Origin of the sequence: Pelagerythrobacter aerophilus, from assembly GCF_003581645.1 — a bacterium.
Lineage (GTDB): Bacteria > Pseudomonadota > Alphaproteobacteria > Sphingomonadales > Sphingomonadaceae > Pelagerythrobacter > Pelagerythrobacter aerophilus.
In genome coordinates this window covers 551,862-564,171 of sequence record NZ_QXFK01000014.1, presented here as the reverse complement: position 1 = coordinate 564,171, position 12,310 = coordinate 551,862, and the positions used below count along the sequence as shown (strand labels likewise).

The following is a 12,310-nucleotide window of genomic DNA, read 5'->3' as shown; positions in this document are numbered from 1 at the left end:
GCAACTTGGACACAGGAAACTCTCCGAAGCCGATGGACACAGGATTTAACGACCGCTTCTGGGAAAGCCCGGACGGTCTGAAGCTGCATTTCCGCGACTATCCGGGGCGTGAGGACCGTGTGCCGGTCCTCTGCATGCATGGCCTGACGCGCAACGCGCGCGACTTCGCGGCGCTCGCCGAGCATCTCGCCGAGGAGCGCCGAGTGCTGGTGCCCGAGATGCGCGGACGGGGCGACAGCGAATATGCGCGCGATCCGGCGACCTATACGCCGGCCACATATGTCGAGGACGTGTCTGCTCTACTGGCGCAGGAAGATATCTCCCGTTTCGTCGCCGTGGGGACCTCGCTTGGCGGACTGATGACCATGATGCTGGCCGCTGCCGAACCGGGCAGGATCGCCGGCGCGGTGCTCAACGACGTCGGTCCCGAGCTACAGGCCGCCGGACTGACGCGCATCGCCGAATACGTGGGCCAGGGCCGCAACTTCCCGACGTGGATGCATGCCGCTCGCGCGCTCGAGGAGGTGCATTCGGCCGCCCACCCGGATTTCGATACCGAAGAGTGGATCGCAATGGCCAAGCGCACGATGACGGTGCAGCAGAACGGCCGCATCGCGTTCGACTACGACATGAGTATCGCCGAGCCGTTCCAGACCGGTGACGGTGCCGCGCCGCCCGATCTCTGGCCCGCATACGAGGCGCTGCGGGGCGCGCCGCTGCTGATCGTGCGCGGCGCGCTGTCGGACCTGCTCTCGGAAGGCACTGCGCAGACTATGCTCGCACGGCATCCCGATGCGGAACTCGTCACGGTGGCGGGCGTTGGGCACGCACCGCTGCTCGACGAGCCGGCAGTGCTGGCTGCGATCGACCAGCTGATGGCGAAGGCGGCATGAGCGCCGCAGGGCGCGGCAAGGCGCGGATCCTGCATCTTCACTCGACCTTCGCAGCCGGTGGCAAGGAACTGCGCTCGGTTCGGCTGATCAATGCTTTCGGCCCGAAGGTCTCGCACGCGATCGTCTCGGCGGAACCGGACCGGATGGAGGCTGCACAGCACATCCTGCGGCAGATCCCGGTGACTTACCCGCGCGATTTCCCGGAGCTGAAGGGCAAGCCCACGCCGGGCCGCCTGCAGCGCCTCGCCCGGGCCATGCAGGGCTACGATCTCGTGCTGACCTACAACTGGGGCGCAATGAACGCGGTGATGGCGCATACCGCGTTCAGGGACACTTTCCGTTTGCCCGCGCTGATCCATCACGAAGACGGTTTTAACGAAGACGAGCGCAAGCGCTTGAAGCCGATGCGCAACTGGTTTCGCAAGATCGCACTCGGGCGCACGAACGGATTGGTCGTGCCCTCGGAAACGCTCGAGGGGATTGCGCTCCAGGTGTGGGAGCAGCCCATCGGGCGGGTGAAGCACATTCCCAACGGCATCGACACCAAGGCGTTCGCCAAGCGCCCGAAGCCGGACGCCTTGCGCGGCGTGGTGAAGCGGAAGGGTGAGTTCTGGGTGGGCACGCTCGCCGGGCTGCGCCCGGTCAAGAACCTGCCGCGGCTGGTGCGTGCGTTTCGCCATCTACCTGAGGATTGGCACCTCGTAATCGTGGGGGAGGGACCTGAGCGGGACGCCATTCGCGCCGAGGCGGACGAATACAACATCGGCCACCGGGTCCATCTGCCCGGCTTTGCGCCCCACCCGGAGCGCTACGTCGGCCTGTTCGACATATTCGCACTTTCGTCCGACAGCGAGCAGTTCCCCATCTCGCTGGTGGAGGCGATGGCGGCAGGCTTGCCGGTCGTGGCGCCGGCGGTGGGCGACCTTGCGGAGATGGTGTCGGAGGCCAATGCGCCGCTGATCGGGCCCGCAGGGGACGAAAGCGCGCTGGCGCAGGGCCTGGCGCAGCTCGCCGGTGATCCGGGTTTGCGCGACCGGCTCGGGCAGGCGAACCGCGAGAAGGCGCGGGCGAGCTATGACGAGAAGCCGATGATTGCGGCCTATCGCCGCCTCTATTCCTCCGCGATGGACAATGATGCCCTGAACTGAAGTGCTCACGTTCGCTTCACCTCGGGTTCACGCGACGGGGGACAGGCGGGTTTCCAAGTTGAATTGGCGCGGTCATCCGCTAAACAGCCCGGCGAACCTTCACTCGAATGATCGAAAGTGCCACGTCTTGGCCCTGAACCCTCTTTCCAAGCAAAACCCCGACCAGCGCCGCGCTTCGGAAGAAGACGTGCTGATGCGCGAAGTCGACGAGGCGGTCCGGCAGGACCAGTTCGCGGACTTTGCGCAGCGCTACGGCAAACCCATTGTCGCTGCCGTCGTACTCGGTCTCGCGGCATTCGGCGGATACCTGTTCTGGGACCATCGGCAGGAAGCGGCGCTGGAGACGGAGTCGGAAACGCTTGTCGGCGCGCTCGATCAGCTCCAATCGGGTAACTTCGGCAGCGCCACAGAGCGTCTCGAACCGCTTGCGGCCGAAGAAGGCGGGGCGGCGACGCAGGCCGCGCTGCTGAAGGCTGGCATTGCGATGGAGCAGGGCCGCAACGAGGACGCGGCGAAGATCTACGCCGAGATTGCAGCCGACGGCGATGTGCCGCAACTGCTCCGCGATCTGGCGACGGTCCGAGAGGTCTCCGCGACGTTCGACAGTCTGGAACCGGGAGAAGTCGTTACGCGGCTCAAGCCGCTGGCGGTGCCGGGCACTCCCTACTTCGGCAGCGCGGGCGAACTCGTCGCGATGGCCTATCTGGATCAGGGCAAGAACCAGGAGGCGGGAACGCTCTTCGCATCGATCGCGAAAGACGAAGCCCAGCCCGACAGTCTCCGCTCTCGTGCACGGCAGATGGCGGGCGTCCTCGGTGTGGACGCCGTCGAAGACGTCGATGCGGTGCTGGACGGAATTCGAGAACCCGCGGCCGCGCCGCAAGCGCAGCAATAATTCAGGACGGGCCTAACCGATGAAGTCGAATCGCATTTCCATTCTTGGCCGCGGCGTCGCCGTGGCGGCGCTTGCCGGCATGCTCGGCGCGTGCGGCATCTTCGGAGGCGGCGAAACCAAGACCACCCCGACGATCGGTGAGCGCAAGCCCGTGTTGTCGCGGATCGAGAGCGGGGCAAAGGTGGACCCGGCCCTGGCAGGAGTCGCGGTCGTCCTGCCGCCTGCGCGGACGAACACCGAGTGGGCACAGGCAGGCGGCACCGCCGACAAAGCTTATGGCCACCTCACGCTGGCTGACAATCCTTCCTCCGGGTGGACCGTGCAGATCGCGGGTGGCGGCGAACGTCGCAAGCTTGCCTCAGCGCCGGTGATCGGCGGGGGCGCACTCTATGCCGTCGATACCGAGGGCGTGGTCCATGCGTTCGATGCACAGACCGGTGCGCGGCGCTGGAACCATCGGATGGAACTCGCCGGCAATGTACGCAACGCGGCGTTCGGGGGCGGCGTGAGCTACAACGGCGGCCGCGTCTACGCGACAAATGGCGTGGGCCAAGTGATCGCGCTCGATGCGGAAACGGGCAGCGAAATCTGGAAGAAGCAGCCTGCCGGGCCCTTGCGCGGCGCACCGACGATCGCGTTCAACTCGGTCTATGTGATGACGCAGGACAACCAGATCCACGCGCTGAACGCCGCGACCGGCGAAACGCAGTGGAACGAATCCGGTTCGCAGGCGCAAGCAGGCGTGTTCGGTGTCGCAACCCCGGCGGCGGGGCAAGGCACAGTGATCGCGGGCTACAGCTCCGGCGAGCTGGCCGCTTATCGCTATGAAAACGGCCGCGTCCTGTGGTCGGACGCCCTTGCCCGCACCTCGATCTCCACCGAGGTCGGTTCGCTGACCGACATCGATGCCGATCCCATCATCGATTCCGGAAGCGTCTACGCACTGGGTCAGGGCGGCCGCATGGCGGCCTACGAACTCGTGACCGGGCAGCGGCAGTGGGAACTGAACGTTGCGGGTATTTCGACCCCTGCGGTTGCGGGGGAATGGATTTTCGCGCTGACCGACGATGCCCGCTTGCTCGCGATCGCGCGTGCGACCGGCAAGGTACGGTGGATCACCCAATTGCAGCGTTACCGCGACGAAGAGGACAAGGAAGATCCGATCTTCTGGACCGGCCCGGTCCTCGCCGGGAACAACCTGTGGGTCGCAAGTACGCGGGGCGAGATCTACAAGATCAGCGTCGGCGAAGGATCGGCGAGCCTGTTCACCGACCTGAAAACGTCCGTGTCGCTTCCGCCGGTGGTAGCCAACAACACCCTCTACCTGCTCGACGACGGCGGCACGATCCACACCTTCCGGTGATCGGCCTCTTACCGCGCGCTTAACCCTTTGCCGCTATCGCGCGACTCGTCATGAGCGCGCACCCGATCTCGGCAAAGGGGCTTCCGGCAAGCGATGTCTCGGCGGGTGTAGGCCTTGCCGGCCTGCTCGGGCTGCTCGCATGGATCGTTTTCTGCCGCAATTGGCCCCATTTCGCGGATGTCTTTGCATTGCCGGGGCCGCGCGAGCCGCTCTCCGGCCCGCATGCCGCGCTGACTGCGCTGTTCTTCTCCGCGGCGCCGATGGTCCTGTGGTCGATCTTCGTCGACAAGGTTCACCGCAATCCCTCCACCGGGATCGACTGGAGCCGCAAGCGCGCGCTGTCCGAAGTGGTCGGTGTCTCGCTGGTAAAGATTGCCGGCCTCTGGGTCACCTGGGCGATCCTCGGCTTCCTCTACTGCGTCGCGCGCTGGTACTGGCGGGGGCAGTATCTCTTCGCCATGGACGTTATCACCGCAGCGGCGATTCCACTGGTTGTGCTGTCGGTGCCCTACGTACTCTGGCTCGACCGCTACATGGTCAACCCGCGCGATCACGCCTGGCACTTCGGCGCCATGCTTCTCGGGCGCGAGGCCTTCGATCCGGATGAGGTGAAGAAGCACTGGCGAGCCTGGATCATCAAGGCGTTCTTCGGCGCCTTCATGATCTCGATCCTGCCTGCCGGCTTCGCCGCGGTGGTGGAAACGGATCTTGCGCAGATCGCCGCCAACCCCGTCGCGCTGGGCATGCTGCTGGTCCAGCTCCTGTTCGTGATCGACGTGCAGATCGGTACGGTCGGCTATCTCGTCACCTTCCGCCCGCTCGATGCGCATATCCGCAGCGGCAATCCGTTCCTGGCGGGATGGCTGGCGGCGCTGATTTGCTATCCGCCGTTCGTCTTTGCATTCATGGGCGCCGAAGGGGTGCTGGCCTACGAGGTCAACACACCCGGCTGGGGTTTCTGGTTCGGGGGTCATCCCGTTCTGGCTTCGGTTTGGGCCGCGTGGCTCGTGTTCCTGACAGCGATCTACGCCTGGGCAACACTCGCGTTCGGGGTGCGCTTTTCCAACCTGACCTACCGGGGCGTGCTGACGAACGGGCCCTACCGGTTCACGCGGCACCCGGCGTATCTGTCGAAGAATCTGTTCTGGTGGTGCTCGACGCTGCCGTTTCTCGTCTCCAGCGGCTCCGCGGTGGACGTGGTACGCAACACCTTCTTCCTCGGCTGCGTCAGCGCGATCTATTACTGGCGCGCGAAGACCGAGGAGGCGCATCTGCTCGGCGAGGATGCCAAGTACCGCGAATATCACGCCTGGATGGAACATCGCGGGCCGATCACCCGGCGGCTCGCGGCGCTTAAGCGGGGGCTGCGGCGACGCAGGCCTGCCGTGCAGCAGCCTGCGGAGTAGGAGCTAGAAGCTCTGCTCATAGACGCGCGAGACGTCGCCGTTCCACTCGCCATGGTAAAGGTCGAGCAGCCGCTGTGCCGGAACTTTCCCGCTGGCCACGATCTCCTCAAGCGTTTCGAGAAAGCCCGTCTCGTTGTCGCCGCCGCTGTTGAGTCGACCGCGTGCCGCGAGGCCAGAGCGGGAGATCGCGAGCACCTCGCGCGCGATGTCGTGCAGCTTGCCGCCACCCGGAAGCGGCGCATCGAGGGCGAGCTTCGGTACTGCACTGCGAAGCGCCTCGCGCTCCTCCATCGTCCAGTCCTTCACGACGTCCCACGCGGCATCGAGCGCACCTTCGTCGTAGAGCAGGCCGACCCAGAAGGCGGGCAGGGCGCAGATCCGGTTCCACGGCCCGCCATCGGCGCCGCGCATTTCGAGGAAGCTCTTGAGCCGCACTTCGGGGAACGCGGTGGAGAGATGATCCCACCAGTCGCTCTCGCGCGGTTTCTCACCGGGCAGCGCGGGCAGCTTGCCTTCGAGGAAGTCGCGGAAGCTCTGCCCGGCAGCGTCGATGTACTTTCCGTCACGGAAGACGAAGTACATAGGCACATCGAGCATGTAGTCGGCCCACCGCTCGTACCCGAAGCCGTCCTCGAACACGAAGGGCAGCATGCCCGTGCGGTGCGGATCGGTGTCCGACCAGATATGGCTGCGGTAGGAGAGGTAGCCGTTGGGCTTGCCCTCGGTGAACGGCGAATTGGCGAAGAGCGCGGTGGCGAGCGGCTGCAGCGCCAGCCCGACCCGGAACTTCTTCACCATGTCGACCTCGCTGCCATAGTCGAGGTTCACCTGGATGGTGCAGGTGCGCAGCATCATGTCGAGGCCGAGGGTGCCCACGCGCGGCATGTGCCGCATCATGATTTCGTAGCGGCCCTTGGGCATTACCGGCATCTGTTCGCGGGTCTTGTCGGGCCACATGCCCAACCCGAGGAAGCCGACCCCGCAGCATTCGCCGATCGCCTTCACTTGTTCGAGGTGACGGCCGGTTTCGTTGCAGGTCTCGTGCAGGTTCTCGAGCGGCGCGCCCGACAGTTCGAGTTGCCCCGCGGGCTCCAGGCTCACGGTGCCGTCCGTACCGCGCATCGCGATAACCTTGCCGCCTTCCTCGACCGGCTCCCACCCGAACTTGCGCAGGTTCAGCAGAAGATCGCGGATGCCGCATGATTCGTCGTAAGCGGGAGCGTGGAAATCGTCCCGCTTGTAGACCAATTTCTCGTGCTCAGTGCCGATGCGCCAGGCGTGTTTCGGCTTCTCGCCGGCGGCAATCGGCGCGACCAACTGGTCGCGGTTCTCGATGGTGGGATCGTCGGCGGCCGAGGCTTCGCGGGTGCTCATGCGGGTTGCGATAGGCAACCGGTGAATTGGAGGAAAGCGCTAATTGCGCCAGTCCCCGGCGACGGCCATCCATAGCGCCGTCGCGGCGATTGCCGCGGTTTCGGCGCGCAGAATTCGCGGGCCCAGCGAGATCGGGCGTGCCTGCGGCAATGCGCGAATCGCGGTGCGCTCCGCATCGTCGAAGCCGCCCTCCGGGCCGATCAGGAGCGCCGCCGGTCCGGAATGATTCGCCAGCGCCTCTGCCGGCGCTTCGCCGCCAAGCTCGTCGGCGAAGAACAGCGTGCGATCCGCCGGCCAGTCCCGCAGGAGCCGATCGAGCTTCGTCAGGGGCGCAAGCACGGGCAGGGCAGTACGCTCGCACTGCTCGGCAGCCTCGATCATCCGCTTCTGCAGCCGCGCATTGTTGATCTTGCGCACGACCGAGCGGCGCATCTCGACCGGAACAAACCGCCGCACGCCGAGCTCGCACGCTTTCTCCGCAACGAGGGCGAAGTTATCGCGCTGGAGGGGGGAAGCGCAGAGCCACAGGTCCGGCACCTCCTCCCGCGGCGCCAGCTTCTCCTCGACGGTTGCGAGGCAGCGTCCGCCCCCGGCAGTGGCCAGACGCGCCAGATACTCGCCCGTACGGTCGTCGAACACGCGCACGACATCGCCATCGCCGCGTCGCATCACGCCGAGCAGATAACGCGACTGGGCCTGATCGAGCTCGATCGCGGCACCGGTCTCGATCCGCTCTTCGAGATAGAGACGCGGGGTCGATTTGGGCGGCCAGGCGGGGGTGGCGGGCATCGCAATCCTCTCGCTTTGCGTGTCAACGGCGGAGGATTGTGGCGCTGCCGACCTAATCGATATGGCGCAAGACGGAATCCGCGTGCTAGGGACGCTCCAGACCATGGCCGAACAGTCTACCACCGAGTATTTCCGCTACCGGATCCGCCGCGATGCGTCCGGCGCGTTGAACTGGTTCAGGACGAGCTGGCGCGAAAAGCGCTGGTTCCGCTGGACGACGATCCTGCTGGGCGCGTTCCTGGCGCTGTGGCTCGTCGTCTGGGCATTGCTTGCACGCGATCTGCCCGACGCGGAAACGCTGCTCGAATACGAACCGCCTTTGCCGACAATGGTGCGCGGAATCGACGGGGACATCGTCTATTCCTATGCGCGCGAGCGCCGCGTCCAGTTGCAGTACGCCGACTTCCCCGTCGAACTGATCGAGGCCTATCTGGCGGCCGAAGACAAGACGTTCTTCAGCCATGGGGGGATCGATGCCGGCGGCCTGGCCGGTGCGGTGATCGACTATGTCAGCAAGCTTGGCTCGGGCGAGCGGGCTGTCGGCGGTTCCACGATCACCCAGCAGGTGGCCAAGAATATCCTGCTGTCGAACGAATATTCGGTCACCCGCAAGCTCAAGGAAATGATCCTCGCCCGGCGCATCGAAGGGGTGCTGACCAAGCAGCAGATCCTCGAGCTCTATCTCAACGAGATCCCGCTCGGGCGGCGCAGCTTCGGGGTGCAGGCCGCGTCGCGCGCCTATTTCGACAAGGACGTGGGCGATCTCGAACTGCACGAGATGGCGTTCCTCGCGATCCTGCCCAAGGCGCCGGAGCGCTACGGGCGCAAGCAGCATGCGGAACTGGCGCTTGAGCGGCGCAATTTCGTGCTCGACCAGATGGTCGAGAACGATTTCGTCACTGCGGCGCAGGCGGCCGAGGCCAAGAGCCAGCCGCTCGGCCTCAAGCCGATGCGTGCGCAGCACGAAACGGTCGATGCAGGCTATTTCTTCGAGGAAGTCCGGCGCACGCTGATCGAGAAGTTCGGCGAAACGGCGGAAGACGGGCGCAACAGCGTCTATGCCGGCGGGCTGTGGGTTCGCACCTCGCTCGATCCCGAGTTGCAGGAAGCTGCGCGCGACGCGCTGCGAAATGGCATGCTGCGCTATCACGGGAATCGCGGCTGGCCGGGTCCGGTGGCGACGATCGATCCGGACAACGGCGATCTCGTGGCGCAGCTCCGCTCGTCCAATCTCTATCTCGATTTCCGCGACTGGCGCGTCGGCGTCGTGACCGAACGCAGCGGATCGTCCGCGACCGTGGGGCTCACGGATGGAGAGACCTATCCGCTGACCGGCTTTCCCGATGCGGTCAAAGTGGGCGATGTCGTTGCGGTCGAACGAGCGGGCAACGGTTACCGATTGCGCTCGGTGCCAGAGGTTTCCGGCGGTTTCGTCGCGATGGCCCCGCAGTCGAGCCGGGTACTCGCCATGCAGGGCGGGTTCGACAGCGGTCTGAGCGACTTCAACCGCGCGACCCAGGCCCAACGCCAGCCTGGTTCGACGATCAAGCCGTTCGTCTATGCCACCGGCCTCGACAACGGCATGACGCCCGCGACGCAAGTGCCCGACCAGACGTTCTGTTTCTATCAGGGAGCGGCGCTCGGCGAAAAGTGCTTCCGCAACTTCGGCGGGGGCGGGGGCGGGGTCCACACGATGCGCTGGGGCCTCGAGCAGAGCCGCAACCTGATGACCGTGCACGTTGCGATGGACGCGGGCATGCCCAAGGTCATCGACACGTTCGAGCGGGTCGGGATCGGTAGCTACGAGCCTTACCCGGCCTTTGCGCTCGGTGCGGGCGACACCACGGTGCTCAAGATGGTCAACGCCTATGCGGCGCTGGTCAACCACGGGCAGCAGAACAACGCCACGCTGATCGACTATGTGCAGGACCGCCACGGCAAGGTGATCTGGCGCGCCGACACCCGCAATTGCGAACGATGCAATATGCCCGAGTGGGACGGCAAGCCGATGCCGCGGCTCGGGCGCAGCGGCAAGCAGGTGCTCGATCCCCGCACGGCCTACCAGGTCGTGCACATGCTGGAAGGCGTGGTGACGCGCGGCACGGCGGTGCGGCTGCGCGACCTCGACCTGCCGCTGTTCGGCAAGACCGGCACCACCAGCGGCCCAACGAACGCCTGGTTCGTGGGCGGATCGCCCGAGATCATCGCCGGCATGTACCTGGGCTTCGATCAGCCGCGGAATATGGGCGGTTGGGTCCAGGGCGGAAACACGGCCGCGCCGATGTTTAAGGAATTTGTGCAGGAAACGCGCGATCGCTGGTCCGACGAACCGTTCGTCGCGCCGGCGGGCGTGCGAATGGTGCGGATCGACCGGCGCTCCGGCAAACGGGTGCTCGATGGCTCCCCGACCGACGACCCCTTGAGCGCGATCATTTGGGAAGCGTTTAAGCCCGACACCGAACCGCCACGGCGCACGCGCGCCGATGCGATCGAGGCCAAGCGCCGCGAGTTCCTGGACCTGATCCGCCGTGGCGAGATGGCGCGCCGCAACTCGCGGTATGGTACAGGGCGTCACGGCGAGCCTTCGGACTTCGTCGAAGACCAGGGCGGCATCTACTGACGATTGGGAAGGAAAGCGCGATGAGGAAACTAGCCATGGCCGCCGCGTTCGCCGCGCTTCTGGCCGCACCCGCGTCGGCCGAGCTGCCAATTGGAGCGAAGGCGCCGCTGTTCGCCACGGACGCGGCGCTGGCCGGCAAGGCGTTCGCCTTCAACCTGCGCACCGCCTTGGCGAAAGGCCCGGTCGTGCTCTATTTCTACCCCAAGGCCTTCACCAAGGGATGCACGCTGGAGGCGCGCCAGTTTGCCGAGGCCTCGGACGAGTTCGCCGCTGCGGGCGCGACCGTGATTGGGATGTCGGCCGACGATATCGAGACGCTGAAGCGGTTCTCGACCAAGGAATGCCGCGACAAGTTCGCCGTCGGCGCCGCGACGCCGACGATCATCGAAGCGTACGACGCCGCGCTCGTCCGCGACGGCAAGGACACTGGCATGACCGAGCGCATCAGCTACGTCATCGACCAGAGCGGCCGGATCGTGTTCGTCCATTCGGACCTCGACTATCGCAATCACGTTCGCCTTACGCTGGCCGCGGTGAAGAAGCTCGAACGAGGCCGCTGACCTCCTTTCGAGCGTCCCTTTCGCTTCGCACGCCCCTCCGCTAAGCGGGCGGCCACATCCTTTTGGAGAATCAATTTATGCGTGCCGAAGGGCAGGCCCATATCGACCGTATCGATGCCGCGCTGGCGCTGGTGCGGCAGTCGCTCGACTGGGAACGCGCGCTGCGCCGGCTCGACGAGCTGAATGCGCGCGTCCAGGATCCGACGTTGTGGGACGATCCCAAGGAAGCCCAGGCGATCACGCGCGAGCAGAAGCGGCTCGAGAGTGCGATCGGAACTGTCCGGCAGATCAGTTCCGAAAAGGACGACGCGATCGAATTCGTCGAAATGGGCGAAGCCGAGGGTGACGACGATATCGTGGCGGAGGGGCTTACCAGCCTCGCGAAGCTCGCCGAACGCGCCGACGCGGACAAAGTCCAGGCGCTTCTCGGTGGCGAGGCGGACGCGAACGACACCTATCTCGAAATTCACGCCGGCGCGGGGGGGACGGAAAGCCAGGACTGGGCCGAAATGCTCCAGCGGATGTACACCCGCTGGGCCGAGCGGCGCGGCTTCAAGGTCGAGCTGGTCGACTATCACGCGGGCGAGCAGGCGGGGATCAAGGCCGCCACCCTGCTGATCAAGGGCGAGAACGCCTACGGCTACGCCAAGACCGAAAGCGGCGTGCACCGTCTCGTGCGTATCAGCCCCTACGACAGCGCCGCGCGGCGGCACACGAGCTTCAGCTCGGTCTGGGTCTATCCGGTGATCGACGACGCCATCGACATCGAGATCAACCCGGCCGACCTCAAGATCGACACCTACCGCGCAAGCGGCGCGGGTGGGCAGCACGTCAACACGACCGATTCGGCGGTACGCATCACCCACGTTCCCAGCGGGATCATCGTCGCCAGCCAGATGGACCGCAGTCAGCACAAGAACCGCGACATCGCGATGAACATGCTCAAGGCGCGCCTGTTCGAAGAGGAGATGCGCAAGCGCGAGGAAGCCGCCAGCGCGGAGCATGCCAGCAAGACCGATATCGGCTGGGGGCACCAGATCAGGAGCTACGTCCTGCAGCCTTACCAGATGGTCAAGGACCTGCGCACCGGCGTGACCTCGAGCTCGCCCGACGACGTGCTCGACGGCGCGCTCGATCCGTTCATCTCCGCCGCGCTCGCTCAGCGCGTCACCGGCGAGGCGGTCGAGGTCGAGGACGTCGAATAGGAGGCGCTCGGCAGCTTTGCCGCGCCCTTCGGTTCCGCTAGGGCTTCTCTGGACCAT

At 65.7% G+C, this 12,310-nt stretch carries 10 protein-coding genes; 8 read left to right on the top strand and 2 right to left on the bottom strand.

From position 1 onward, the window contains the following. The first annotated feature begins 32 nt into the window (after window positions 1-32). The 5 genes from D2V04_RS06685 to D2V04_RS06665 all read left to right on the top strand — a co-directional run bounded on the left by D2V04_RS06685 (window position 33) and on the right by D2V04_RS06665 (window position 5,705). Window positions 33-893 carry an alpha/beta fold hydrolase gene (locus D2V04_RS06685; RefSeq protein WP_119512476.1) on the top strand — a complete coding sequence of 287 codons (861 nt, stop codon included), beginning with the start codon at window positions 33-35 and terminating at the stop codon, window positions 891-893. After that, window positions 890-2,041 carry a glycosyltransferase family 4 protein gene (locus tag D2V04_RS06680; RefSeq protein WP_119512475.1) on the top strand — a complete coding sequence of 384 codons (1,152 nt, stop codon included), beginning with the start codon at window positions 890-892 and terminating at the stop codon, window positions 2,039-2,041. Before D2V04_RS06685 ends, D2V04_RS06680 begins: the two co-directional genes overlap by 4 nt. 127 nt (window positions 2,042-2,168) lie before the next feature. Continuing rightward, entirely contained in the window at window positions 2,169-2,936 is a 768-nt protein-coding gene (locus D2V04_RS06675) for a tetratricopeptide repeat protein (protein ID WP_228766291.1), read from the top strand. A 19-nt stretch (window positions 2,937-2,955) separates the two neighbouring features. Continuing rightward, a complete protein-coding gene (locus tag D2V04_RS06670; protein WP_119512474.1) occupies window positions 2,956-4,299 on the top strand; it encodes a PQQ-binding-like beta-propeller repeat protein in 1,344 nt (447 codons plus the stop codon). A gap of 50 nt (window positions 4,300-4,349) precedes the next feature. Further along, window positions 4,350-5,705: a methyltransferase family protein gene (locus tag D2V04_RS06665; RefSeq protein WP_119512473.1), complete on the top strand. Its 1,356-nt coding sequence runs from the start codon at window positions 4,350-4,352 to the stop codon at window positions 5,703-5,705. A 3-nt stretch (window positions 5,706-5,708) separates the two neighbouring features. Here D2V04_RS06665 and D2V04_RS06660 read toward each other — a convergent pair whose 3' ends face one another. Both D2V04_RS06660 and D2V04_RS06655 read right to left on the bottom strand, forming a co-directional pair. Then, entirely contained in the window at window positions 5,709-7,079 is a 1,371-nt protein-coding gene (locus D2V04_RS06660) for a glutamate--cysteine ligase (protein ID WP_119512472.1), read from the bottom strand. Between the two features lie 39 nt (window positions 7,080-7,118). Continuing rightward, window positions 7,119-7,868: a 16S rRNA (uracil(1498)-N(3))-methyltransferase gene (locus tag D2V04_RS06655; RefSeq protein ID WP_119512471.1), complete on the bottom strand. Its 750-nt coding sequence runs from the start codon at window positions 7,866-7,868 to the stop codon at window positions 7,119-7,121. 103 nt (window positions 7,869-7,971) lie between these two features. Here D2V04_RS06655 and D2V04_RS06650 point away from each other — a divergent pair, with 103 nt between their 5' ends. The 3 genes from D2V04_RS06650 (at window position 7,972) to prfB (ending at window position 12,253) form a co-directional block, all read left to right on the top strand. Further along, a complete protein-coding gene (locus D2V04_RS06650) occupies window positions 7,972-10,488 on the top strand; it encodes a penicillin-binding protein 1A (protein ID WP_119512629.1) in 2,517 nt (838 codons plus the stop codon). A gap of 20 nt (window positions 10,489-10,508) precedes the next feature. Continuing rightward, entirely contained in the window at window positions 10,509-11,048 is a 540-nt protein-coding gene (locus D2V04_RS06645; RefSeq protein ID WP_119512470.1) for a peroxiredoxin, read from the top strand. Between the two features lie 77 nt (window positions 11,049-11,125). Continuing rightward, window positions 11,126-12,253, top strand: a complete 1,128-nt coding sequence (gene prfB / locus D2V04_RS06640) for a peptide chain release factor 2 (RefSeq protein WP_119512469.1) — start codon at window positions 11,126-11,128, stop codon at window positions 12,251-12,253. Window positions 12,254-12,310 lie beyond the last annotated feature (57 nt).